Annotated in this window: 18 protein-coding genes; 7 read left to right on the top strand and 11 right to left on the bottom strand. The window is 46.6% G+C overall.

Annotation, left to right across the window (positions count from 1 at the left end):
- Positions 1-240: 240 nt before the first annotated feature.
- From ACH3Y6_RS14355 to ACH3Y6_RS14345, 3 genes are all read right to left on the bottom strand, one after another.
- The gene (locus ACH3Y6_RS14355) at positions 241-867 is read right to left on the bottom strand and encodes a response regulator (protein WP_490836317.1); all 627 of its coding nucleotides are present in this window, start codon (positions 865-867) and stop codon (positions 241-243) included.
- On the bottom strand, positions 864-1,649 hold the full coding sequence (locus ACH3Y6_RS14350; RefSeq protein WP_490836316.1) for a sensor histidine kinase: 786 nt from the start codon (positions 1,647-1,649) through the stop codon (positions 864-866). Before ACH3Y6_RS14350 ends, ACH3Y6_RS14355 begins: the two co-directional genes overlap by 4 nt.
- Positions 1,650-2,380: 731 nt before the next feature.
- Complete coding sequence (locus ACH3Y6_RS14345) at positions 2,381-3,385, bottom strand: zinc dependent phospholipase C family protein (RefSeq protein ID WP_490836315.1); 1,005 nt, start codon at positions 3,383-3,385, stop codon at positions 2,381-2,383.
- Positions 3,386-3,511: 126 nt separating this feature from the next.
- Between ACH3Y6_RS14345 and ACH3Y6_RS14340 the strand changes: the two genes are divergently transcribed.
- Complete coding sequence (locus ACH3Y6_RS14340) at positions 3,512-4,450, top strand: ABC transporter ATP-binding protein (protein ID WP_490836314.1); 939 nt, start codon at positions 3,512-3,514, stop codon at positions 4,448-4,450.
- A gap of 26 nt (positions 4,451-4,476) precedes the next feature.
- A complete protein-coding gene (locus tag ACH3Y6_RS14335) occupies positions 4,477-5,811 on the top strand; it encodes an ABC transporter permease (protein ID WP_490836313.1) in 1,335 nt (444 codons plus the stop codon).
- 65 nt (positions 5,812-5,876) lie between these two features.
- Here the strand turns inward: ACH3Y6_RS14335 and sov are convergent, their stop codons facing one another.
- Together sov and ruvA are read right to left on the bottom strand one after the other, a co-directional pair.
- Positions 5,877-13,145: a T9SS outer membrane translocon Sov/SprA gene (sov, locus tag ACH3Y6_RS14330; RefSeq protein ID WP_490836312.1), complete on the bottom strand. Its 7,269-nt coding sequence runs from the start codon at positions 13,143-13,145 to the stop codon at positions 5,877-5,879.
- Positions 13,146-13,217: 72 nt separating this feature from the next.
- Complete coding sequence (ruvA, locus tag ACH3Y6_RS14325) at positions 13,218-13,805, bottom strand: Holliday junction branch migration protein RuvA (RefSeq protein WP_490836311.1); 588 nt, start codon at positions 13,803-13,805, stop codon at positions 13,218-13,220.
- Positions 13,806-14,002: 197 nt separating this feature from the next.
- On the opposite strand from ruvA, the gene ACH3Y6_RS14320 reads away from it, so the two are divergent.
- Positions 14,003-14,992: a beta-ketoacyl-ACP synthase III gene (locus tag ACH3Y6_RS14320; RefSeq protein ID WP_490836310.1), complete on the top strand. Its 990-nt coding sequence runs from the start codon at positions 14,003-14,005 to the stop codon at positions 14,990-14,992.
- A 91-nt stretch (positions 14,993-15,083) separates the two neighbouring features.
- On the opposite strand, the gene ACH3Y6_RS14315 is transcribed toward ACH3Y6_RS14320, so the two are convergent.
- Entirely contained in the window at positions 15,084-15,572 is a 489-nt protein-coding gene (locus tag ACH3Y6_RS14315; protein ID WP_490836309.1) for a DinB family protein, read from the bottom strand.
- Between the two features lie 69 nt (positions 15,573-15,641).
- On the opposite strand from ACH3Y6_RS14315, the gene ACH3Y6_RS14310 reads away from it, so the two are divergent.
- The 4 genes from ACH3Y6_RS14310 (at position 15,642) to ACH3Y6_RS14295 (ending at position 20,977) form a co-directional block, all read left to right on the top strand.
- The gene (locus ACH3Y6_RS14310) at positions 15,642-16,871 is read left to right on the top strand and encodes a trans-sulfuration enzyme family protein (RefSeq protein WP_490836308.1); all 1,230 of its coding nucleotides are present in this window, start codon (positions 15,642-15,644) and stop codon (positions 16,869-16,871) included.
- Positions 16,872-16,949: 78 nt separating this feature from the next.
- A complete protein-coding gene (locus tag ACH3Y6_RS14305) occupies positions 16,950-18,776 on the top strand; it encodes a serine hydrolase (protein WP_490836307.1) in 1,827 nt (608 codons plus the stop codon).
- 18 nt (positions 18,777-18,794) lie between these two features.
- Positions 18,795-20,465: an N-acyl-D-amino-acid deacylase family protein gene (locus ACH3Y6_RS14300; protein WP_490836306.1), complete on the top strand. Its 1,671-nt coding sequence runs from the start codon at positions 18,795-18,797 to the stop codon at positions 20,463-20,465.
- Between the two features lie 59 nt (positions 20,466-20,524).
- The gene (locus tag ACH3Y6_RS14295; RefSeq protein ID WP_490836305.1) at positions 20,525-20,977 is read left to right on the top strand and encodes a GNAT family N-acetyltransferase; all 453 of its coding nucleotides are present in this window, start codon (positions 20,525-20,527) and stop codon (positions 20,975-20,977) included.
- Positions 20,978-21,042: 65 nt separating this feature from the next.
- Here ACH3Y6_RS14295 and fabD read toward each other — a convergent pair whose 3' ends face one another.
- From fabD to ACH3Y6_RS14270, 5 genes are all read right to left on the bottom strand, one after another.
- Positions 21,043-21,933, bottom strand: a complete 891-nt coding sequence (gene fabD, locus ACH3Y6_RS14290) for an ACP S-malonyltransferase (RefSeq protein ID WP_490836304.1) — start codon at positions 21,931-21,933, stop codon at positions 21,043-21,045.
- A 58-nt stretch (positions 21,934-21,991) separates the two neighbouring features.
- Positions 21,992-23,677 (bottom strand): tetratricopeptide repeat protein, encoded by a 1,686-nt coding sequence (locus ACH3Y6_RS14285; protein WP_490836303.1) that lies wholly within the window; start codon positions 23,675-23,677, stop codon positions 21,992-21,994.
- Between the two features lie 182 nt (positions 23,678-23,859).
- Entirely contained in the window at positions 23,860-24,456 is a 597-nt protein-coding gene (gene folE / locus ACH3Y6_RS14280; protein WP_490836302.1) for a GTP cyclohydrolase I FolE, read from the bottom strand.
- 23 nt (positions 24,457-24,479) lie between these two features.
- Positions 24,480-24,893, bottom strand: coding sequence for a 6-pyruvoyl trahydropterin synthase family protein (locus ACH3Y6_RS14275; protein WP_490836301.1), 414 nt, complete (start codon positions 24,891-24,893; stop codon positions 24,480-24,482).
- Positions 24,894-25,174: 281 nt separating this feature from the next.
- Positions 25,175-25,585 (bottom strand): 6-pyruvoyl trahydropterin synthase family protein, encoded by a 411-nt coding sequence (locus ACH3Y6_RS14270; protein WP_490836300.1) that lies wholly within the window; start codon positions 25,583-25,585, stop codon positions 25,175-25,177.
- Positions 25,586-25,634 lie beyond the last annotated feature (49 nt).

The raw sequence follows: 25,634 nt of genomic DNA, 5'->3' as shown, positions 1-25,634 counted from the left end.
TCCCCTCCAAAAACAATTGAACAGTCACTTGCCAAACTGAAGAATTGCCTCCTAAAATGTTAGAAAAGAGGCAGAAATAGCGGGACCAAATTCCCCCCGGTATTGGGCCGCTACTTCTGCTTAACAAGCAAACCTTTCAGTCTGCGTTGTTAATCCTCTTTATATGGTAAAGCTACATGGTCAGATCCAACCGGCATACGGGAAAATTCCCGTTTTTTTGAAAAAACAGCCTAAACCGAATTAAACCTGAACAAATCCATTACGGATAGCATATATCACAATACCCACCCTGGAAGTCACTTTCAGCTTCCGGAATAGGGAATCCCGGTAACCATCAACAGTTCTTGGGCTAACCTGCATTTCTACGGCAATTTCTTTATGTGTAAGGTCTGTACAGGCCCATCGCAGGAAACTTATCTCCTGTGTGCTTAAAGGCGCATCATCTTCTGAGATATTGCTGGTTCGCATACCAGGGGTAAACAGTTCATTATAATAATATCCGGTTTCATATACAGAGGTAATAGCATCCTGCAATTCAACTGGTTCACAGTCTTTCAATATATAACCCCTGGCGCCTATCTTCACCATCTGCAATATTACCGGGTCACTGCGGAGCATGGTTACCACCAGGATTTTTATAGCCGGATATTCCTGTTTTAGCCAGCGGGCCGTTTCAGCACCATCCATTCCGGGCATGGTGATATCCAGTAATACCAGATCGGGTTCTGCATCCGTCTGCAATTGTTCGATCAAATGCAGCCCATTATCGGCTTCTAACACTACTTTGAACCCTGGCATATTATCCAGCATGATACCAAGGCTTTTCCTTAGCACCACATGATCATCTACCAATGCAATTCTGATCATACATTCTTTTGCTTGAAACTAAATTGAATAGTGGTACCAACCCCAAGTTTACTGCTCAGTTCCATATGAGCATTGATCATGGCGGCCCGTTCCTGCATACTCACCAACCCTATGCCTGGCTTAAAAGCACTATCTGCCATATCGAAACCCAGACCATTATCCTTCAAGGTAATGCAAACTTCGTCTCCTCTCCGGGAAATATTCAGATCTATTTTATCTGCCTTTGCATGTTTCACAATATTATTCAACGCTTCCTGAAGCATCCGGTATAAAAAAATAAGGGAGTTTTTACGAATCTGTAACCTGTCATATTCAGAATAAAAAGTCGTGCTGAACATGCCTGTTTTCTGCAGTTGCTCCAACTGTTGTTTTAGAGCATCAATCAGCCCCTGTTCAGCAAGGCGATCAGCATGATAGGAATTACCGAGATGTCTGAGTTCCGCCATCGCTTTATTGGTCTGTTCACGCAAATTCTCAACAATCTCATTGTCTTTCAATGTCAGAGCAAGCAGGTTGACATTCAGTTTCACCAATCCGAGTATCTGTCCTACATTATCATGGATCTCCTGGGCAATGGTACGGAATGTATGCTCCTGCATTTCCAGTTGTGCCTGCAACAATTCTTTCTGATATACGATCTCACGCGCTTCTTTTTCCTGCAGGAGTTTTCGTTTATGACGCACATAACTAACGACTACCAGGAAACTGATAAATCCAAATAGCAGTACAAACAGAGTGCCGCTAATGATGGCTATAATGATATCCTGGTTTTCTTTTTGCATTGGATAATTGCGATTGAAATACTGATATATAATATTACACTTAACACTCGAGGAACAATATGATGTAATTTGAGCCCAAATACCGAAAGATTGTTCTTAACAATAATATCGTGCAAAGAAAAAACAACACAAACACCAGAGAAGAATATCGACACACCAAAAGCGATCCAAAACTCAGGCTCTTCAATAAGATATGCAGTATCATCATCAAGAAATCTCGAATATAGATATACTAAGGATATAAACGAAAGTATCAAACCTGAAAGAACTAAGTTAATGTATAATAAATCAGGATCAGATGGAAATAGAATCAAAGAGACACTATAGCTAAAAATACTTATCGTAATCAGTATCTGAGTCAACTTCCTTAAAAGCCTACTACGCCCAAGAGTATAAAAGACATAACCATAAAAAACAGATTCTATTATTCCTATAATATAATTAGGCGCAATTGTTGTCCCACCCAAAACGTGGCCTATATATTTTGTATATAATTCGCTCAAAAAAATAAAGATCATAAACGGCAACACCCATTTCATAAAAGTTCCTTTCAGATAGGGATAATAGACGATTGCGATTAATAAGCAGGCTAGTTCTGCCAAATTATTTAAATACCATTTCATCAATTCTCAATTAGTTTTCTCAGGATATTTTTAAAGCTGCCCCCAAAATAAAAAAACGGTTATCTCCAGACAACCGTTTTTACACCCTATTTTAATAAGTAGTTATACCTAATTGGCATGTTCTTCCTTTTCATCGCTCCTTTTAGAAAGTAACCATTTGTTTTCCAACAGCTTATTCTCCCTGAAAGCTTTCAATTCTCTTTCCAGTTGTTGTTTTGCTCCAGCTGTCCAACCCTTTGCGATGGCATTGAGATCCGGCTTCCCCGCATCTACCCAGCTGGTATACCAGAAATCAGCAATCAAATCTACAGAATTACGCAACTGATCATTAATACCTGGTGCCAGCGCTGCAGCGTACGCCCGGGCAAATGCGGCTGTATAACTCTTTGATTCCCTGCCCCTCCTGATCTGCACCCTGAACTTCTCCTGTTCCGTGAAACCCTTACTCACCTCTTTTTCCTTCTGTAACATATCCGGAACCAGGCTTGCCGCCCTGCGAAGCGCTTTCCAGATAGCCCGTGCGGGTTGTTTCAGATAAGTGGCTTTATGCGCCGAGGACAGATCATACTTACCTATCTCCAGTTCTGGAATCATCGATTCCCATAAACTATGTATCCCTTTCTGATCAGTCAGCTGTCCGTCATAATTGACTGTGGTATGCAAGGGCACATGCGCATCCGCAATGTAATGACCCATATCCGTTGCATAAAACAGGATACTGTCCCGGTCGCCGCTGCGAAAAGCCTCGGTTAATTTGTCTTTCATGTACATAACATGATAAGGCACATATCCATATTTCAAAAGGCTGTCCTTGGTATATTTTTTTACCGCCCTGTTCCAATCCATAGGCATTTTGGTTGCCGCCTTTTCTCCAAACATTTCAAAGTCAATAAAATGCCTGGTGGCTTCCATACTATCCTGGTTTCGACGCATATCCGGCCGGGTGGAATTGCTTACCAGGCTTTCCATGGCCGGGTAAAAAACCGGCATCATCTCATCAGGCAACTCATATACTGCCAGCTGATGAATGGTCCTATGCGCCAGGAAACCCCAGCTGGTTGAAATAATCCCTATTCCCACTATCAATGCCGTAAATCCCAACTTTCGTAACATAGTTTCTTTGTTGACTGATAAAAGGGCAAATGTATTATTTTTTCCATCCTGACTGTAAGAATTAGGTGAATAGCGCTACTAACCAGCCAGAAAAATAAACCTACATTTGAGAACAACCTTTGGCTTATGAATACGCTACTTGAACTCAGTCACCTGAAAAAACACTACGCTACCCAGAAAGCGGTGGACGATATCAGTTTCTCCATTGAAAAAGGAAGCATTTTTGGCTTATTGGGACCTAATGGCGCAGGTAAAACCACTTTGCTCCGGATGATCACAGGTATTTTTTATCCCGACAGTGGTCATATCCGCTTCGACGGAAAAAATTTTGATCCGGCCAACGACATCATCAAGATCGGGTATATGCCCGAAGAGCGGGGTCTGTATAAGAAAATGAAGATCGGTGAACAGGCGCTCTACCTGGCCCAGCTGAAAGGCCTTAGCAGAAGCGAAGCCATGGACAAAATCCGGTTCTGGTTCAAAAGACTGGAAATGGAGACCTGGTGGAACAAAAAGGTAGAAGACCTGAGTAAAGGCATGAGTCAGAAACTTCAGTTTGTAACCACGGTTCTGCATGAACCCAAGCTGATTATCCTGGATGAACCGTTCAGCGGACTGGATCCTGTTAATGCCAACCTGATTAAAGATGAGATCTATGGACTGGCGCAAAGAGGCAGTACCATTATTTTCAGCACACACCGGATGGAACAGGTAGAAGAGATCTGCGACCATATTGTACTGATGAACCTGGGTAAAAAGATCCTGGACGGCACTGTCAGCGATATCAAACAGAAATTTAAGGAAAACAAATTCGCCATCCAGCTGGCAGAAATACCCGCCAGCCTTACAGCAGCCTCTTTTGAAATAACAGAACAGAAAGCCAACCGCTTGACCGTGAAGATCCGGGATGGGTACAGGAGCAACGATGTTTTACAACACCTGCTGCAGCAAAACCTGACCATCGAAGCCTTTCACGAAGTATTACCCTCTCTGAACGAGATCTTCATTAACCTGGTAGAAGGCACACGGGCCACCAGTCGCGCTTTTCAAACTGTTCAATCCTAATACCTCCTATTTTTCAAACTGCTTATATGAACAAGACCTTACTTATTATACAACGCGAATACCTTACCAGGGTTAAGAACAAAAGATTCGTACTCACCACCATTCTTATGCCCCTGCTGATCGTGGTACTGATTGCCGGGACAACATTTTTATCCATCAAGGGCAAGGACGAACGTAAGATCGCTGTTATCGACAACAATGGTTTCTTCAAAGGCAATATCAAAAGCTCTCCACAACTTACTTTTGAGTTCCCAGACAAGGTAGACACCAGTAATTATCTGCAGAAAGGTTATACCGACATCATACTGATACCCAAACTGGGAGATACGGAAAAAACAACCTACCTCATCCGCTCCAAAAAAAGGATCAGCATCACAACGGAATCGCAGATTTCGGAAAGGATCAATGCCGCTATTGAAGACCATATGCTGCAGACCGCCGGAATCGACAAAGCCCAACTGGATTCGATCCACAAACAATCGCAATTTGCAGAGCTGAAAGCCGTAGAGGAAAGTGAAGGTAGTGTCAAAGAAAGTAGTGCGGGATTATCGTATGGTATTGGTTTTGGCAGCGGTATGCTCATTTACATCACCATGTTTATTTATGGAGCCATGGTGATGCGGGGGGTGATGGAAGAAAAGACCAACCGTATTGCAGAAGTGATGGTCAGCAGTGTAAAACCTTTTCAGCTCATGTCGGGTAAGATTATTGGTATCGGTGCAGTGGGTTTGACTCAGTTCCTGATGTGGATCGTACTGATCATTGGACTGACAACAGCGGCTCAGGCTTTTGTTCCGCATGACGTAATGGAACAGGTAAAGACACTGCAACAGGCCAATGGACAATTACCCGGAAGCAATATGGCCCAGGCCGGTGAGGCGGCACAACAGATCTATAAGGTGCAGCATACATTCAGCACTGCCAACTGGCCGGTAATCATTGCCTGTTTCATCTTCTATTTCCTTGGCGGATATTTATTCTATGCGGCATTGTTTGCTGCAGTAGGCAGCGTAGTTAACGAAGATCCCCAGGATGCGCAAAGTCTGATGCTGCCCATCACCATGCCCATCATCTTCTCATTCATCATCATGACGAATGCCGTTCAGGATCCCAGCACTCCCATGGCCGTTTGGGCCAGTATCATTCCCTTTAGTTCACCTATGGTAATGATGGCAAGGATCGCCTATGGTATACCCGGCACCGTACCTTACTGGCAATTGGGAGCAAGTATACTGTCGTTGATCGGCGGCTTTTTACTGACCACCTGGCTCAGTGCCAAGATCTACCGGACAGGTATCCTGATGTACGGGAAAAAAGTAAGCTGGAAAGAAATGTTCAAGTGGGCTTTCCGGAGTAACTAAACTAAACAATGTTCTTATACAAGAAAGCCTGAGCTATTCCTTAATAGCTCAGGCTTTTGTTATTACTATTGAGCCAATGATATTCTAATATTGATACCCGCCTTTGTATTCGTGATCGGTGCAGAAGTGGAGATATACGGGATCACTTTCCGCTGATCGAAGAAAAACTTGATATTGATCCGGTTGTTCAAGACATAATCGATAGACGGCTGTATGGAAATCTCTTTCTGCCCGCCGGTTCCATAAGCATTGGCCTGATCAAGCCGGCTATTGCTGGTAGCTACATCCCGCATGGAAAGATCAAGACGTATGTTCAGATCATTCTGCAGTTTCTTACCTTTTGCTCCCGGCAGCCTGAATGGAAGATTCACCCCCTTTTTCCGAAGACCAGCCCCAAAGATCCATTCTGTACTGCGACTCTCACTCAGCTGGTAGTCGATCAAACTCAGACTCAGCTGTCGGCTCTTACGGTATTCAAATTTCACATTCAGTTGATCTACAGTAGTGACGTCTACCCCAATCAAAGGCTCGAAACCTTCTTTGATAGTGATATTCGGCACCAGGAAATACGGAATATAATTGCCGCTGATCGTATCAATAAATCCTGGCGCATTAAAGCGGAAAGGATCCTGGTACAACAGTGCGCTGTTAAAACTGTTCATACTAAGGTTACCATTGTAGCCATGCGTAATAACGATATTACTGAAGACAGAAGCCAATGCAGGATACTTACTCAATCCCGTATAAGTCATCTTCCAATTCGGCTTAGGCAGAATTCCGCTAAAAGGATTGGAACTGATCTTTGCATTAGACTGGCGTATCAACGGAATCGTATTGGGATCTTTTTTCGTATACGCTGCCAGGAATGCCGGAACCAGCACATCCTGTGCATACCTGCCATAACCTGCGGCATACCCATCGGCAGTGAATTTCTGTCCTGTCGGCAACTGCTGCCAGTAAGGATTCTGCTCGGCTACCCGTTTACTAACGATCAGACGATTGTCTTCAAACGTCCGGAAGGTCTGCGATATCTCGTTGGGATTATGTTGTCCAAATAGCGTATTAAAGGATATATAAGAAACGCTGAATCCACCGCTAGCCAAAGGATTGAGGTGACGCAATCCTGATTTTCCGGTAGTGTCTTTATATAATTCTGAATATTCTTTGGTAAAGGTTTTGTCAAGATTGATATCGATCACCAGTTCACGGATAGGCTCCAGTTGTGCCGTTATCCTGAACTGTTGTTCAAAACTCTGCCGGAACAGGAAATTGAAGGTACTGTCGCGTGTGATCAAACCCTGCGCAGCTTTTTTATTGAGCCAGTTACTATCAGGTTGTTTGCCAAATACATAATCCAGTCCCGGCGCCATGGAACTCCAGTTCTGGCCCATAAAACGGGTACTGTCCATATAACCCGGCAAGCGGCTTCGGTAGTTCTCTGTATACTGAACATTCACATTACGCACCATGGTGATCAGCTTACCCACAGTTCGTGTAAAGCCATTCAACTCGATCGATTCATTAGCTTTCAATAAACGGTCTGCTATCCGGGCATCGCGTTTCATCTTACGCCACTTCTTCAAAGCTTCCCTGCGTTGTTTACCTTTCAGTCCTTTTACCACTTCCGCCTTGGTAGGTATTTCCGTACCCAGTGCATTCTTCCTGGTGTCTTTCACATCAGCTGATCGGGTCGGGTCGGACTTGGGTTTGGGGGTCGGAATATTATCGAGAGCACGCAGCCACTTTGACTTATTATACAAACTGGCAAAATTGAACTGCGCAGTAAAGCTGTTCTCCTGCGAGTTCTCGATGGTGTTACCCAGGTTCAGGGCCAGCCTGCTGGCGCCTATCCAGTTATAGGAAGTACCATATGTGTATCGTGCATTGATCCAGTCGGTAAGCGGAAACTTACTAAGCGGCAGTGTATATCCCAGTGTTGCTTTCTGCTGGTACAAAGTATTTCTTCCGCCTTTCAACAAGTTATTGCGGACGGTATCTTTTTTGGCCTGAGTATTCAACCTGCCATAAGGCTCATCAATACGGGCATTGTTGGTGGCATTAAAGTCCAGGTTCAGCGAACGGGAAAGGTCCCAGCGCAATCCGTAATACCTGTCGAACGTAAAATATTTGTCATAGGTCGTGTCTACGCGTTCTACTTTGCTGTCAATGGTATTAACGATACGCGGGATGAACTCTCCGAACTGCCGGTTGATATCAGCCCTGAAACTTAAGAAGGAAGGTTTCAGGTTAAAATTGAATTCGCGGAATAAAGCCAGCCATGGGGTTTGCGTACGGATGATCTTTCTGAAGGGCTCGATATAAGAAGATGATCCCACATAGGTATACCCCAAACCACCTCTTTGTCTGGTCACTGAATTCTGCAGGATCACCGGGTTGGTCTGCGTGATCTGCGAATACGAATAACTGAAATCAAAATTGCTGATATTCAGTAAACCCGGTTTTGCTTTTCCCGGTAATATGCGCACATTGGTAAAGTTGATGGTCTTGATGGTTGTCTGATCCAGGGCAGCATTTCGTATAGAATCCCGTTTATCCATAGAAGCTGCATTCAGCTTGTCTTTATAACGAACATCCAGATCATACGGATCGAACTGCGGAGTTAGTACTGTACGATTGATACTTGCATAAACAGGCAATGATATCCTTGCCTGTTTGGGCATTAGTTTTCCCGCATCAATGCTTGCTGCCGCATCAAACTGCAGCAGGTTCTCTTTGGCACGTTCGTTCACCCTTTGTTCGATGGTGCCAAAACCCTGCGTATGTGTATTGGCCGATACAGTGAGCGCACCCAGATCGGCCAGGGTAAGGTCTACCCTGCCCAGTGCAGCCCATCCACCGTTTTCATCGAGTTGGGAGAGCCTCAACTCATTGGCCCATACTTCCGTGTTGATAATAGCTCCATCCTGCTGCAGCGGATTCTCTATTGCAAACAGGATACCACGCACTTCTCCCAGGTTGGGATTACCCATGATAGAAACAATCTTATTATCCAACACGGTCCGGAATATCCTGGTAACAGAGGCACCGGAATTGTTCCGTTTCAGTTTTAGATCGATCAGTGATCGCAGGCTGATGTCGAGATTATTGGCTGCAGGCCATACTTTATCCTCCTGTCCGCGTGTATAGGTTCCCGGTGCAGTGATTTTGAGTGGTATCTTGATCTCATAATAGTTGTTCAGGAAATCCTGGCCGATCCGGATAACGGCATTCATCTCATTATCTTTCAAAGGTCTTTCTCCCGGAACGGATTCGGCATGCACATACATGGAAAGTTTCCCGAATTGGCGGATATCCAGGTTCATGGTCTTGAATACACCACGCGAATCACCTGATAACAGGTTCCGGATTTTCAGACTCATAGCCTGCTCATTCTGTTGCAGGTTCACCCCATTGTTACTGAGCAATTGCACCCTTTCCACACCGGGCGGCATCAGGTAGTTCACCGGCTGGCGACTGCTGTTCTCCTCCAGGTTCACGGCCAGTGTATTCAGGGAAGTACCTCCTGAATTATTGATCGGCGTATAGGATCCGGTGGTATCAATATTGTAAATGAACTGGCGCCATTGGTTACGCACCAGGTCCAGGCGTGCCAGACGCAACACCACCGAATCTTCAAAATCGGTGAGGTACAGACGTGCAAACCGGATCGATTTAAAATCAGGTATACTACCGATCTTCCTGGCATATCCCTTAATCGGAATACGAAACAGGAACCAGTCTTCTGTACGACGGATCCCATCTGCAGAATTCACACTCACCGTTCTTTTATCCGTGATATAAGGTGTGGCGCCCACAGCCATACCAGGCTTTAGTTCTATCTGATACTCATAATATGATTCCGTTTCATTCAGTGTATTATCCCTGTTCAGGTCCTCGTTGTCAGGGTATAAAGTGGCAGCAGAAGTAAACTGCCCGCCGGTAGTGGCAATGGGCGAGTTGCCCTGTGGGTTATTGAAATTTTTGTAACGACCGAGAATACCAGTACCCAAAGGATCAAAGCCGGGATCACGATACCATTTATAATTATCGCCTGCGGGATCTATAAGTGCTTTCTGGTAAACAGGTGAAGCAGTGCCGAAATTAGTGGCAAGCTTATTCAGTACATACCCTTTCTTTCTTCTCTCCGCATCGTCATCCAGGCCATCCAGTCCCACGTCCTGGTATGGACGGTCATTGGGGTCATTGCTGAAAGCCTGGGTGATCTGTATCGGGTTCACAGGCGTTTTACCCCAGGTATTCGTACTGTCTACCGCCGAGGGGATATTCGGCGTATTCATCCCGTTCTCATAAAAACGTTTTCCATCTTTCAGGATATCCTCGCTGATATTACCCAGGTTCAGGAACATTTTACCACCCTTGCTGGTGGGGTTCTTGATAAAAGGATTCTGCATCCAGAATTCGATATACTCAATATTTCCGGTTTCAAAATCGGTCTGGTCGATAGAACGCATCAGGCCACCCCATCTGCTGGCAGGTCTTACCAGGTTGCCATTGGCATCCAGTTCCGTTCTTCGCGTTTCAAAATTGTATGGACCTTTTTCTGAAGGATAATAGGCCAGGTCAAAAGTAGACGCCTGTACATCCGTAATATTGGTGGTACGCTGTGGAAACAGTTCATTGGTGAACACCTGCCGCACGCGCGGATCGCTCAGTTCTGCCAGGTTCCTGCGCAAGGGGTTATTCGGACTGTTCTTATCCTGCAGATTAGGTTCAATATTGTACCAGGCAAGTTTGGCACGGTTATAATTATAATCCACCGAATCGTTCAGTGAGGCCTCCGGAAATTTAGGATTGCCCTGTGGTGTGGAAGCCAGTGCCCAGGCCACCAGTGGAAAACGAAGATCGATGCTGGTGCGCGTGCCTTCGAAATCATCCACAAAGATCAACCCGTTTTCCCCGCTTCCGATCTGTGAAGGGTGACCCGGTTTCAATACCGCCGCTTCTCCATAGGCTGTGATACTCGATTTGGCCTTAGTGGAATAAAATGGAAGTTTATCCAGCAAACGGGTAAGTCCAGGCAACTCCGAACGGTAACTTACATCAAATCCATACATGCTGTTCCGGATAGGATCATCTCCATAACCCATTTTGGTAAAAAAGGGCCGTTCCGACAAGCGCATGAATGTGGTACCCAGTGTGAGTTTCTTATTAGCCACATAATCTAACCTAAGCCCGGTAAAATTCCGCTGCTGTATACCAAATCCTGCATTGTTCTCGTATGACACTTTCACCGGTATATTGGAACTCAGGATGCCTGCATTCAGGATCTTGACCACGCCAAGATTATAATCGATCGAATAATCCAGTCCTTCGCGTAATATTTGTCCGCCAGCAGTTACCGTAACTGATCCCGGTGGAATATTAAAAGCATTCAGGTTGATCTCCGATCCGCCGGCGCTGCCTTTTACCTGGCCCTGCATCACAAAACGGTTCAGGTTGGCATAGGTCTGTGCGATGGCTTTGATGGAATCGTACAACTGGTAATACACATACTTCTTCTTCATAGCCGTACTCTGTCCGGCAAATGCCATGGTATCCAGGTCGCGGCCAAAAGGCTCCAGCACCGGGAAGACGACACGCCCCATTTGTGGCAGAATGGTGAAGCCATCCACATAGTCGAACACACCATCGGGTTGGGGATCGTTCCGGTTATTCAGCCGGTCGAGATTCAGGATGCGCAATAAGGATTTACCATCCACCGCAGGTGAAGATTCCGGCAGATACCTTTTCAATCCACCACTGGGTTCTTCATACAACACGTTCAACTGAAAACCGTCGCGCTGGATACCGCCAAACAGGTCCAGCGCATACACGTTCTTCATCATCCAGCCCCAGGTAGGCAGTTCAACCCGTTGCGAGGTCGCTTTCAATAATTTCAGGAACAATACTTTCTGTACACCACGCGTTGAATCGAGCGCCACATCCTGCGTCAACTCGCCTACCTGGAATACCTGTCCGTTATAGGTGTATTGATAGGCAACTGCCAATACCTCATCCGATTGCAGCTGCACGTTCACCGAAAGGAACCCAGCCTGGGGGTTGAAATAATATTCTGAAGGATTGAGTTTTCTCGCAAAAGTCTTTTCATAATCATCCACCGGCCGCAATCCCTTTGCCAATAAAAGAGCATTGATGGCAGCGGGATTTCTTGACATGGGATTACCCGCCAGCGAAGCGTACAGGTCATTCACACCATTGGCAGGTAATGGGGAAGTAGTTAAAGAACGTACCGATGGATTATAGGGTTTTGATTCCGCCAGGTCCATCAATCCCACAATATCCCGGGCATCGGTGGTAGCCCCGGTCCGGTTGGTCACCCATACTTCCATTTTCTGTATCTGTACCTGCGAGTTAACCACTGGCAGGTTTGACATGGTTTTGTTATACGTATCCCGGAAATATTGCCCCAACAGGAAGTGCCGGTTCTCCTCATAATCGTCCAGCCGCTTCTGGAAATTGGTAGTGGCGGCACCTCCTTGCAATCCCACCGACTGGCGTGTTGACCGCTGATTGGCAATGGCTCCTGTAACAAATAATTTACCGAACTGCAACTGCGCTTTGATACCAAACAGGTTCTGTGCACTGGGCATGAGCGTGCTTCTCGACTGGAAAGAGATATTACCTGCTTCCAGACTTTTGATGATCTCATCGTCCATACCTTTATAGTCCAGCTTCAGCTGGTTATCAAAGCCGAAATTGGACAGCGTATTATAGTTGATGGGGAATTTGAGTTTCTCGCCGATATTGGCATTCACATTAAGTTTGGCGTTCATGTCAAAATCAAACCCGCCATTCCTTCTCGCCCGTTCGGGCAGTGTCGGGTTCTTGATATTCTGGCCCTGGTATCCCGCCATAATGTTTACTTCACCGGTTGGCCTGATATCAACCTTCAGTCCATTCCCTGAAGTCCCAAATATGCGATCAAACAGTTTGTCATAGACCTGCATTTTAGGTCTGGGTGATTTCAGGTTCAGCGTGGTCAATGCCGCAGCCCTTTTCTTGAAATAATCCGTTTCAGCTTGTCGCGACTGGATACGCCAAAATTCATCGTAGCTAAGGGAAGTAGGCGTACGGTAATACTTGTTGCCGATCTTTTCGATCACATAGTATTGCCTGGTTTTGGGATCGTATTCGATCTCGCGCTTAATCAGTGGGCTTTCGCGGAGATCAAAGGGGTTTTTGCTCTGGTTAGACAAGGGATCGCCTCTTCTGTCACTGATGGGATAGTGCACAGAATCTTTCTGCTGCGCAAAAACGCTGGTCGCAGCTTGCAACAGCAACAGGGCTATCAGTAGATGACGAATAACTCTCAAACAGTTATGCTTGGTTAGGTAAAGATGGAACGATACTAGTAAAACTGGTCAGGTAGAAATAGGAACGATAGACTATAAATTTTTGAGTGCATGTTTAATGATATCTTCCAGCGACATATCCTGTGTTTCTGCTGCAAGGGTCTTTTTCACGGCCTGTTCTGCCACTGCTTTGCCAATACCCAGTGCCACCAATGCGTTTACCGCATCTGCATCCACCGACTGGAAACCGGTCATCGGCGTTGCTGCAGGATCCAGCGACAGTTTACCCAATTTATCCCTCAGTTCCACGATCAACCTTTCGGCCGATTTCTTTCCAATGCCTTTGATACCTTCCAGTTGCCGGGTGTTGCCTTGTACAATGGCCCTGGCGATTTCATCGGGTCGCATTCCGGACAGCATCATACGGGCGGTAGCTGCGCCCACACCGGATACGCTGATGAGGTGCAGGAACATTTCTTTCTCAGCCCATTCAGCAAAACCAAACAGGGTCTGAGCATTCTCCGTAATATGCAGGTACGTGAACAGCTGACCACTTTCCTTATTACTGATGGCTGAATAGGTATTCAGGCTCACCTGTAACTCATATCCCACCCCATTTACGTCCACCACCACCCGGGCGGGGGTTTTTACGGCAAAATTTCCTCTTACAAAAGCGATCATAACTGGCTCAAAAATATGTTAAAAAACCTTGTTACAACTAACTTTATTGCTCCCGAAATACCTTCTCCTGCCCCATTACCCCACCGGATCGGCCCGCTAATAGTTGTTAGAATCCGGTGAATTTCATTGGCGAGCAGCTCCCTGTGTAAGATAATTTGGAAATCTTATGGATATTTGCGCCAATCTTAGCAAAATCTATGGACAAAATCAGAGCAGCGATTACCGGCGTAGGCGGTTATGTTCCCGAAACCAAACTCACCAATTTCGATCTTGAAAAAATGGTGGATACCAATGATGAATGGATACGGACCCGAACCGGTATTGAAGAAAGAAGAATTTTAAAAGAGCCCGGCATGGGCAGCAGCGATATGGCTGTACCAGCTGTACAGGAACTTCTCCGGAAAAAAGGTCTTGCCCCAACAGATATAGACTGTTTGATCTGTGCCACCGTCACCCCCGATATGGTTTTCCCGGCTACAGCCAATATCATCTGCGATAAGATCGGCGCCACCAATGCCTGGGGTTACGATATGAGTGCCGCCTGCAGCGGTTTCCTGTTTGCGCTCACCACCGGTGCCATGTATATTGAAAGCGGCCGATACAAAAAAGTGGTGGTGGTAGGTGTTGACAAAATGAGCGCCATTGTAGACTACACCGACCGTGCCACCTGTATTATTTTTGGCGATGGGGCCGGTGCTGTGCTGCTGGAACCTTCTACCGACGAAAATGGTATCCTCGACAGTATCTTACGTACCGACGGAAGTGGCCGCCAGTACCTGCATATGAAAGCAGGAGGCTCCGTAAAACCCGCTACCGTAGAAACCGTTCTGGCCAAAGAACACTATGCTTACCAGGAAGGGCAGCCTGTATTCAAATTTGCCGTAAAAGGCATGGCCGATGTAAGTGCGGAACTGTTGGAACGAAACCATCTTACCGGCGATGACATTGCCTGGCTGGTACCCCACCAGGCCAACCTGCGCATCATTGATGCCACCGCCAACCGGATGGGCCTGTCAAAAGACAAAGTGATGATCAATATCCAGAAATACGGTAACACCACAGCTGCCACCATACCCCTTTGCCTGTGGGAATGGGAAAGCCAACTGAAAAAAGGCGACAACCTGGTATTGGCCGCTTTTGGCGGAGGTTTTACATGGGGTGCTACCTGGGTAAAATGGGCCTATTGACCGTTCTTGACAAACCTGACTAACTGAATGTATGTACAACATCCTCCTATAAGGGGGATGTTGTTTTGTTATAGGTGAGACACCCAACAGTTTAGATCCTGCTGAACAGTATATAATCCGTTTGGGGTATCGTGGATACTCCAACCTGCCGGAGCATGGTGACCAGTTGTCCGCGGTGATAAGTACCATGGTTATTCAGGTGTAACAGAATATCCTTTACCGGCTGCTGGTAATGTTCACCTTTCATGTTCTTGTAAGGAAGGATGGTTTCCAGTTGCGCGTCTGTGGCAGCTGCTATCCAATCGATCCATTGGTCATTCTGGTGCAGGATGCCATTCTCAATATCTCTCATGGAAGGATGGAAACTCAGACTGGGTACCACCACCTGCTCATGACGCTGTAACCGCTGCCACCAGATACTGGAAGCATCCCAGAGATGCAGCCAGGTTTTCTGTATGGAAGGAAAACTGCTGACAATCTCCTGCTGTTGCTGGGCTTCGGCAAGCGTTACCGATACGTCGAGGAGTTTTTCATTGGCCCATCTTTCATAACGGGCAAAAGAGGTTAATAATTGCTTCATGTTTAATCCTACTTTTGAGGTGGCCGGTCTGGCCGGTTTTGAAAACAATCCTATACCAATTTAAATATAATGAATAAAAAATTCCCATTCACCGGTATCAGTTCCGTGGCCATGCACGCATCCGGACAGGAGAATGCCGATTACGCGCACCTTACACCGATCTATGCCACTTCTACCTTTACTTTCGACTCTGCCCAACAGGGCAGCGATCGTTTTGCCGGCGCTGATAAAACAAAGATCTACGGCCGCTGGGGCAATCCTACTTTTACCGTTGCCGAAGAAACCATTGCCGCACTGGAAACCTTCGGGGTCAAGAATGCCGATGGCAGTCAACTGGAAGTAAAAGCCCTGCTGCATGCCAGCGGGCAGGCTGCTATGAGCACCTTGTTCCTGAGTACTTTGCAGGCAGGCGATTCGGTTCTCTCCCATTATTCGCTGTACGGAGGCACACACGAAGTGCTGAACAAGCTACTGGCAGATACAGGCGTAAAAGCCACCATCATTGACATGCGCAACCTGGAACTGGTGGAAGATGCCCTGAAAAAAGATCCGAAGATCAAACTGGTCCATATTGAAACACCGGCCAATCCCACCATCCAATGCGTGGATATTGAGGAAGTGACCAGGATCGCCAAGCGATACAACAAACTGGTATCGGTTGACAATACATTTGCAACCCCCTACCTGCAACAACCTTTCCGGTATGGTGTTGATTTCGTCTTTCACTCAACCACCAAATTCCTGAACGGGCATGGTACCGCCATTGGTGGTGTATTGCTGGGCAGAGACCTGGAATATATGCGTACCAAGGTATGGAAATGGCATGTTTTACTGGGCGGCAACAGCAATCCCTTCGATGCTTTCCTGTTAACACAGGGCATGAAAACGCTCGAGATCCGGATGGACCGGCACTGTGCCAATGCCATGGAAGTTGCCGCATTTCTGGACAGGCATCCCGGTATCGCGCATGTCAATTATAATGGTCTCTCTTCACACCCAGACTATGTCATCACCAGCAAACAGATGAAACACCCGGGTGCACTGATGAGCTTTGAACTCAAAGGCGGGCTTGACGCAGGTCGCAAATTCATCGATGCTTTACAAATGTGCGTAAGGGCCGTATCGCTGGGAACCGTGGATACACTGTTATCACACCCTGCCACCATGAGCCATGCAGGCCTGAAAAAGGAAGAAAGGATCCAGTTCGGCATCACCGACGGGCTGATCCGCCTGAGTGTGGGCATCGAGAACATTGCCGATATTCTGGCTGATATGGAACAGGCCCTGAAGAAAGTATAGGGATTCACATAAGATTATTGCTTTTAGCCCGGTAACTGTTTACATTTATCGGGCTTTTTTATACCAAAACTTGACAAAATGAGAAAATTCATATGCGTTATCTGCATGATGGCATTGATCTTACCCGTCGTTGCACAGAAGAAAAAAAACACAACAGCCAATGACCGTTTCGCAGGTTTGGATACTGCTTTTGAAAGGGTGCTGAAAGACTGGCACGCTGCAGGTTTTGCCGTAGCGGTCGTGGAAAAAGACAAACTCATCTATGCCAAAGGATTCGGCTACCGGGATCTTGAAAAGAAATTACCTGTAACCACCAACACCTTATTTGCCATCGGCAGCTGCACCAAAGCCTTTACTTCCTCGATACTGGGTCTGTTGCAGAAAGACGGCAAACTGCAGTACGACAAACCGGTGCGCGATTACCTATCCGAACTTAAGTTCTACAACGATGAAATGAACAATCTCGTAACAGTTCGTGATATGATGAGTCACCGCACAGGCCTGCCCCGGCATGATTTTTCCTGGTATGCTTTCCCAAGTTCCTCACGCGACAGCCTGATGAAGCGTATCCGGTTTATGGAACCTACTTTCCACGTACGCGAGAAATGGCAGTACAACAATTTCATGTTCCTGTTACAGGGGATGATTGCCGAGAAGCTGATGAACAAAAGCTGGGAGAATGCCGTTCGCGATAATTTACTCAGACCACTCGGTATGAACCGGACGGTCTTCACCATTGGCGAAATGGAAAAAAGTGACGATGCCGCGATCGGATACGGGCTCAAAAAAGACAGCATCATCAAGAAACTGGATTATTACCATATCGATGCCATGGGCCCTGCCGGCAGCATCAACAGCAGCGTAACGGAAATGGCCAATTGGCTGCGCACCTGGATCAATGGCGGAAAGTTCAATGGGAAAGACATCTTACCGGCCGCCTATGTTACAGAAGCCATGAGCGCACAAATGGTGATCAGCGGCGGAATGCCCAGCAAAGAAAAACCCGACATGCATTTGGCCAACTATGGCTTCGGATGGATGATCAGCTCTTACAAAGGCCATTACCGCGTTGAACACGGCGGTAATATCGATGGTTTTTCTGCCAGCACCAGTTTTTATCCTACCGACAGTATCGGCATCGTGGTACTGGCCAACCAGAACGGCTCAGCCGTACCATCTATCGTAAGAAATCTTGTATCAGACAGGTTGTTGAATTTGTCATATTTCGACTGGAACACGGACCTGAAACGCAGTTCCGACAGCGCCAAAGCAAAAGCCAAAGAAGCGGAAAAACTCAAAAGCAGTAGCCAGAAAGCCCATACCAACCCTTCTCATCCGTTAAAAGATTATGAAGGCATCTACCAACACCCGGGTTATGGAAGTTTTGAGATCAGTCTCGTGAACGATTCTTTGTTCGCTCAGCTGGGCAAAGACCTGATGTGGTTAAGACATTATCATTACGATATATTCGAACCCTTCGGTAAAACACCCGGTGAAGCCATTGATACTACTGAAAAAAGTCCGTTCAGGCTGCAGTTTCATATGAATGAAGCCGGTGATATCTCTATGGTGACACAACAGCTGGAAGCAGGCCTGGAACCTTTCAAATTCCTGAAAACACCCAAAGCCAAAGCCATCACCAAAGAAGAACTGGAAAAATATGTGGGCGACTACCTGCTGGGAGGTGCTACAGTAAAGGTCTATATCAAAGACAATAAAACGCTGTATGTGCTGGTACCGGGCCAGCCCGACTATGAACTGCTGCCCGTTGAGAAACACAAGTTTGCCCTCAAAGTGGCCAATGGCTTTTTCCTGCAGTTCGAGGTGAATGAAAAAGGCGAATCCGTGAATGCCACATTCATACAACCTAATGGGAATTTCAAAGCAACCAGAAAACAATTGTAACCCACTCAATCAAATAACATGCATAAACTCGCCTGTTTACTGATCTGCGCCGGATGGATCGTATCGTGCAGTCATAAAAAATATGATACCATCATCCGCAATGGCCTGGTATACGACGGCAATGGCGGCAAACCCTTCAAAGCCGATATCGCCATTCAGAATGATACCATTGCATTTATTGGCGACCTGTCTAAAGAGTCCGCCAACAAGGAAGTGGATGCCAAAGGGTTGGCCGTATCGCCCGGTTTTATCAATATGCTCAGTTGGGCGCCGGTATCGCTGATCGAAGATGGGAGATCACAGGGAGATATCAGGCAGGGGGTAACACTGGAAGTATTCGGCGAAGGGGAAAGTATGGGGCCACTCAATGCAAAAATGAAGGCGGACATGCAGCATGACCAGTCGCTGATCAAATTCGACGTAACCTGGAACACGCTCGGCGAATACATGCGGTATATGGAGAAACGAGGTATCAGCACCAATATCGCTTCATTTGTTGGCGCCACCACCATCCGAACCCATGTGATCGGTGAAGACAACCGCGCTCCTACAGCAGCCGAAATGCAGCGCATGAAAGCCCTCGTAAAACAGGCCATGGAAGAAGGCGCGCTCGGAGTGGGCAGTTCCCTTATCTATCCTCCTGCATTTTTCGCCAAAACACAGGAACTGATCGAACTCTGTAAAGCTGCGGCACCTTATGGCGGCAGTTATATCTCACATATGCGCAGCGAAGGCAATCAACTGTATGAAGCGGTGGAAGAACTGATCACTATTGCCAAAGAAGCGGGAGTTCATGGAGAGATCTATCACCTGAAAGCGGCTGGCATGAGCAATTGGGGAAAAATGGACAGCGTAATCAGGAGAGTGGAACGCGCCCGTAAGGAAGGCATTGACATCGCCGCCAACATGTACACCTATACGGCAGGCGCTACCGGTATGACGGCAGCTTTGCCTCCCTCTTTGCAGGACGGCGGTTTTGGTAAACTATGGCAGCGGCTACAGGATCCCAAAACGCGGGAACAAATGAAAAAAGCCATGAAAACAAACGCAGCCGATTGGGAAAATCTCTATTATGGTGCCGGCTCTGCCGAGAAAGTACTGCTTCTCGGTTTCCGCAGGGATTCCCTGTTCAAATACACCGGAAAATCGCTGGCCGAAGTTGCCAGGCTCAGGAACACCACACCGGAAGATGCGGCCATTGACCTGATCATCCAGGATAGCAGCCGGGTCGAAGTCGCCTATTTCCTGATGAGCGAGGAGAATGTAAAAAAACAGGTAGCCCTTCCCTGGCTTAGTTTCGGATCCGATGCAGCATCCATGGCTACTGAGGGCAATTTTATCAAACAAAGTACTCATCCACGTGCCTACGGCAATTTTGCCAGGGTGATCGGTCATTATGTGCGGGACGAAAAAGCACTTCCGCTGGAACAAGCCATCCACAAACTGGCCAAAGTAGCTGCCACGCATCTTAACATCAAAAAAAGAGGCGAACTGAAAACAGGCAACTATGCCGACATCCTTATTTTTGATCCCGCCAAAGTAAAAGAAAATGCCACTTACGAGAACCCTCACCAGTATGCAGATGGCATGCTGCATGTTTGGGTGAACGGCACACAGGTGTTGAAAGAGGGCGAACACACGGGAGCGAAACCAGGAAGATTTGTGAAAGGAGCAGGAGCGGGACAATAAGACAATGAGTGGATGAGCGAATGAGTGGATGAGTGAATGCAGAATTGTAAAACAGCTATATGGAAATATTGATCAGGCGTGCGGAAAGAAAAGACTGTGCGCGTTTACTGGAACTGATACAGGAACTGGCAGACTATGAGAAAGCACCGCAGGAAGTGACCGTGACACTGGCACATTTTGAAGATAGTGGCTTTGGTTCAAATCCTGTGTGGTGGGCCTTTGTAGCTGAAATAAATGGACGGGTGGAAGGTTTTGCACTCTACTATATCCGTTACAGTACCTGGAAAGGACAATGCTTATACCTGGAAGATTTCCTGGTGACTGAAAAACTACGTGGTTTAGGGGCGGGCAAATTGTTATTCGACCGCATTATCCAGGAAGCGAAAGACAAGGGATTCAAACGAATGGTTTGGCAGGTGCTCGAATGGAACGAACCCGCTATCAACTTCTACAAAAAATACCAGGCAACACTTGATCCCGAGTGGATCAATGGCATCCTTGATTTTGAGTAATGAATCAGCTGATCAAGAAGCATCATCCAATGCATTGATCTGCTGATTCGTAATTCGCTGATTACTTAATTCACACCCGCCACTACGGCGTCTTTGTGGATCTTCTGTACCAGTCCCTGCAATACTTTGCCAGGGCCTGATTCCGTAAAATGGGTGGCCCCATCGGCTACCATGGCCTGTACGCTTTGCGTCCAGCGAACGGCGCCGGTCAACTGGTCTATCAAATTCTGTTTTATCTGAGCGGGATCGGTCACTGCTTTGGCAACCACGTTCTGGTAAACGGGGCAACTGGCCGCATGAAACACAGTTGATTCAATAGCTGCCGCCAGTTCCTCTTTGGCCGGGGCCATCAGAGGAGAATGAAAAGCACCACCTACGGGCAACACTAGTGCACGTTTGGCACCAGCCGCCTTCATTCTTTCGCAGGCTATCTCAATACCCTTAACAGAACCGCTGATCACCAACTGTCCGGGACAGTTATAATTGGCAGCTACCACCACTTCTCCGGTCTCTTTACTTACTTCAGCGCAGATCTCTTCTACTTTCTCATCGGCCAGCGCCAGTACGGCTGCCATGGTAGAGGGTTGCAGCTCACAAGCTTTCTGCATGGCTTTGGCGCGGATACTCACCAGTTTCAAGGCATCTTCAAACTGTAATACACAATTGGCTACCAGCGCAGAAAATTCTCCCAGTGAATGTCCTGCAACCATATCGGGTTGTGCTGCATCAAGGGTCTTAAAAGCAATGACAGAATGGAGGAATACCGCTGGCTGTGTAATATTGGTCTGCTTCAACTCTTCATCCGTTCCACCGAACATCACATCGCTGATACGGAACCCGAGGATATCGTTGGCTTTCTCAAACAGGTCTTTCGCAAGCGGGTTGGTCTCGTAAAGACTCTTACCCATTCCACTGAACTGTGAGCCCTGGCCGGGGAATATATATGCCTGTTTCATCAGTAATTCTTTTTTGCGAAAATAGCTATAAACCACTAATACCCGGCAACAGAAGAAATCAAAGTTTAGGTATGGGCAGTTTGTATTTCACCAGCAAAGCTTTAAACGCAGGCGTCTGCCGAACTATATCCAGATCCCTGTCGGTATGCATATGGTCATAATCGTCGAATCCTGCCAGCAGTGCCTGGTCCAGATACTGGAGCCCCCTGCTGCTGTTACCGGTCAGAATATAGATACAGCCAGCATTATACAGTTCCCATTTCAGCCTTTCGGGATTCGCTGATTCCTGTTTCAGGAGTTTCTCCATCATACGAATCGCATCCAGACGATCTCCCTTAATCGCTTTGGCATACGCATAGTTTACGGTTGTATCGGGCAGCGAAGACAGGTCTGCTGCTTTTTGCAGGTGAATGGAAGCAAGGTCATTTTGTTTCAGCACTTCTTTATAATACCATCCGAGATCATAATGAGGCCGGTAAGAAGCCTGGTTCAGCTGTACCGCTTTCTGCAGATCCTGCAAGGCCCCACCGGCATCTTTCATCTGCATTTTCACAACTGCCCGTTCTCCATAAAGTTTCCGGAGGTTAGCACTGTCATCCTGGTAGCGGGTAATCGCATTTTCGTAGTCAATCAAAGCTAGTGCATATTCTTTGGTAACCCGAAGTACATACGCTCTATTCCAGCGATACGTACTGTTATCGGGGTTCAACCGTACTGCTTCCGTAATATGCACCACGGCCTGCCGGTAATCCAGTTGGGCTCGGTCTGTCCAGTACAGGTCTGCGTAACAGGATGCCCGGTCTTTTTCTTGCTGCATCAGAGATACTGCCATCAAATAATACCTGGTGGCATCCTGATAACGATGCATTGCCGCCAGCGTTCTCCCCATGTTCCAGTTGGCATAATCGTAGCCAGGATTCAGTTTGAGTGATTCTCCCAGGTCGGCCAGCGATTCTGCATAATGCTTCAACTGATAATGGTGCAGTCCCCGGTTATTATACAAGATCACCAGGTCTGCAGTGCCGCCTGCTTTATCACGGTCCACAAAACCAATAGCTGCCGTATAATCGCCAATAGCGAGTTCGTACTGCAGTTTTTTGGCACGATAATACCCTCTTTGCCAGAAGGCCCGCACAAAACGGGGATCGTATTCCAATGCCTTTGAAAAATCAGCAATCGCTTCATCATATTTATATAAATACCCTTTCGCATCACCACGGTATTTATATAGCTTGGACAGGTCTTCGGCCTGCGACGCAACAGTAATGGCAGAAGTATAATATTCTTCCGCCCGCTTAAAATTTCCATTACGGTAATACGCTTCCGCTTCGCTCCAATACAGGTGCAGTTTGTTTTCAAAACCATATGACAAAGCCAGTTCATAATCCCGTATGGCATCGTCGTTCAACTTTTGGGCCAGTCTGCAATCTCCCCGCCACGAATACAGGTTTCCAAGTGATACCCTGTCTGAAGAATAATAAGGAATGGCATTCCCGAAATCATCTGACGCGTCTGAATAATTGTTCAGGTAATACCTGGCCATACCCCGCCACCAATAGGCTTCTCCGTTCAATTTGCTATTAAGCGATCGGGTGGCATAATCAATCGCACTATAATATTTTTTGTTGTTGTACTCTTCCTTGGCCAGATTGTTATAGTAAGTATGATCCTGGGCCTGAACCGAAAAAGAAACAGACAGCACACATAAAAGCAGTGTCAATAAGACTGTGTTTGGGTTTTTCATATACAAGATTTTGTCTTTAAATTACAAAATCCCGCTCCTGCTATCCTGTCACAGATTTCAAAAAACAAAAACAATGGCAGGCCTTCACAATGATCTGTATAAAAAAAAAGCCGCAGCTTAACGCTGCGGCCCTAAAAAGGGAAGTTTGATAGAAAATGATAAATTTTTAAATTTTCAGCCTGTTAATCAAGGTTTTTGCTGATCAACTTCAGGAATTCACTTCTCGTGGTATTTTTCAGGAATTCCCCGTCAAAAGCAGAAGTGGTGGTCACAGAGTTTTGTTTACCCACTCCCCGCATCATCATACACAGGTGTTTGGCTTCGATTACTACCGCTACACCTACCGGATTCAGTGATTCTTTAATAGCTTCCAGTATCTGTGTCGTCAACCTTTCCTGCACCTGCAACCTGCGTGAATACACATCCACTACACGGGCCAGTTTGCTCAAACCGGTAATCCAGCCATTGGGAATATAGGCAATATGCGCTTTACCGAAGAACGGCAACATATGGTGTTCGCACATGGAGTACAGCTCTATATCCTTTACGATCACCATCTCACTGACAGATTCTTTGAACTTTGCTGAATTGATGATCGCAATGGGATCCTGGTGGTACCCTTGCGTCAGGTACTGCATGGCCTTGGCTACGCGCTCCGGCGTTTTCACCAGCCCCTCCCGTTCCGGATCCTCTCCAAGTAATGACAATGCTTCGTGATAATTCTTGATCAGTCCGGAAGTAACGTCTTCATCGTACTTCTCAATTTTGGTATACGCCATAGCGCTGTTTTTGTGTTGGTGAATTATGCAGGATATTCTACAAAATTTCTTTCAGTCTCATACAAACGGATCTGCAGCTCCAGCTTCGCATCGATCTTCGGGCGCAGCAAACCATAAATCACGATGGCAATGTTTTCAGCAGTAGGGTTCAGGTTGGCGAACTCTACGGTATCCAGGTTCAGGTTCTTGTGATCAAAACGGGCCATCACTTCCTCCCGAACCAGGTCGCTCAGCAGTTTCAGGTCAATCACATAACCCGTTTGCGGATCGGGTTCTCCCGCCACTTTTACCACCAGGTCATAATTATGCCCATGGTAATTGGGATTGTTACACAACCCAAACACACGGTCATTTTCGGCTTCTGTCCACAAAGGATTGAACAGCCTGTGAGCCGCATTAAAATGTTCTTTCCGGTAAACCGCTACTTTGTTTGCCATGAAATCATAATTCATTGTCCAGCTCCTGTGCATACCTCCACACCGGTTGCGTCGCACACTTGGGCAGCACAATACCGCTGAACTTTATGTGAAACAATTTTCAAGTGATTCTGTCATTGACTGCCGGCACTGTTTCAGAAGTGTGCTGATCAAGTGGCCGGACATCAAAGGGGCCAGGAAATCAATGACTGAGCTTGAATATCTATTCCGATCATCTCCTTTAAAGTTACACAGGATACTAATAACCCGTATACCCTTTAATTTGTTTGCAAACCGGAAAATTATTCTCCAAAATACTCTACGTAGATCCGATGCGTCTCGTATAATTTGATGCAATGCAGTTTCACCTCGGCCGGCAGATGGGGTATCAGCTGCTGCCAGATGGCGATGGCCAGGTTCTCCGTACTACACATCTTGTCTTTCATGAAATCCACATCCAGGTTCAGGTTTTTATGATCCAGTTTGTCTATTACATACGTTTTGATCAGCTTGCTCAGTTGCTTCACATCGTATAAAAAACCGGTATCAGGATGGGGTTCTCCCTTTATTGTCACAAAAAGGTCATAATTATGCCCATGCCAGTTCTCATTGGCACAAACCCCGAAAACAGCCTCATTCTGCTCCTTGCTCCACCCGGGATTGAAGAGCTTATGTGCTGCATTAAAATGTTCCTGTCTGGTTAAATACACCATTCGCCTCAAAAATTTCGGCAAAGGTAAGAAATGAGGGGGAATCGTGAGT

The sequence above is a fragment of the Sediminibacterium sp. FW305-C-269 genome (assembly GCF_058231045.1).
Note: the sequence above shows the minus strand (reverse complement) of the source record. Positions and strands in the feature narration are given on the sequence as shown.

Coding starts and splice junctions, on each gene's coding strand:
- ACH3Y6_RS14285 (WP_490836303.1), bottom strand. CDS start 23,677: ATGAAAAACCCAAACACAGTCTTATTGACACTGCTTTTATGTGTGCTG.
- ACH3Y6_RS14305 (WP_490836307.1), top strand. CDS start 16,950: ATGAGAAAATTCATATGCGTTATCTGCATGATGGCATTGATCTTACCC.
- ACH3Y6_RS14340 (WP_490836314.1), top strand. CDS start 3,512: ATGAATACGCTACTTGAACTCAGTCACCTGAAAAAACACTACGCTACC.
- ACH3Y6_RS14275 (WP_490836301.1), bottom strand. CDS start 24,893: ATGGCAAACAAAGTAGCGGTTTACCGGAAAGAACATTTTAATGCGGCT.
- ACH3Y6_RS14300 (WP_490836306.1), top strand. CDS start 18,795: ATGCATAAACTCGCCTGTTTACTGATCTGCGCCGGATGGATCGTATCG.
- ACH3Y6_RS14335 (WP_490836313.1), top strand. CDS start 4,477: ATGAACAAGACCTTACTTATTATACAACGCGAATACCTTACCAGGGTT.
- ACH3Y6_RS14270 (WP_490836300.1), bottom strand. CDS start 25,585: ATGGTGTATTTAACCAGACAGGAACATTTTAATGCAGCACATAAGCTC.
- ACH3Y6_RS14310 (WP_490836308.1), top strand. CDS start 15,642: ATGAATAAAAAATTCCCATTCACCGGTATCAGTTCCGTGGCCATGCAC.
- ACH3Y6_RS14315 (WP_490836309.1), bottom strand. CDS start 15,572: ATGAAGCAATTATTAACCTCTTTTGCCCGTTATGAAAGATGGGCCAAT.
- ACH3Y6_RS14345 (WP_490836315.1), bottom strand. CDS start 3,385: ATGTTACGAAAGTTGGGATTTACGGCATTGATAGTGGGAATAGGGATT.
- ruvA (WP_490836311.1), bottom strand. CDS start 13,805: ATGATCGCTTTTGTAAGAGGAAATTTTGCCGTAAAAACCCCCGCCCGG.
- ACH3Y6_RS14350 (WP_490836316.1), bottom strand. CDS start 1,649: ATGCAAAAAGAAAACCAGGATATCATTATAGCCATCATTAGCGGCACT.
- fabD (WP_490836304.1), bottom strand. CDS start 21,933: ATGAAACAGGCATATATATTCCCCGGCCAGGGCTCACAGTTCAGTGGA.
- folE (WP_490836302.1), bottom strand. CDS start 24,456: ATGGCGTATACCAAAATTGAGAAGTACGATGAAGACGTTACTTCCGGA.
- ACH3Y6_RS14355 (WP_490836317.1), bottom strand. CDS start 867: ATGATCAGAATTGCATTGGTAGATGATCATGTGGTGCTAAGGAAAAGC.
- ACH3Y6_RS14295 (WP_490836305.1), top strand. CDS start 20,525: ATGGAAATATTGATCAGGCGTGCGGAAAGAAAAGACTGTGCGCGTTTA.
- ACH3Y6_RS14320 (WP_490836310.1), top strand. CDS start 14,003: ATGGACAAAATCAGAGCAGCGATTACCGGCGTAGGCGGTTATGTTCCC.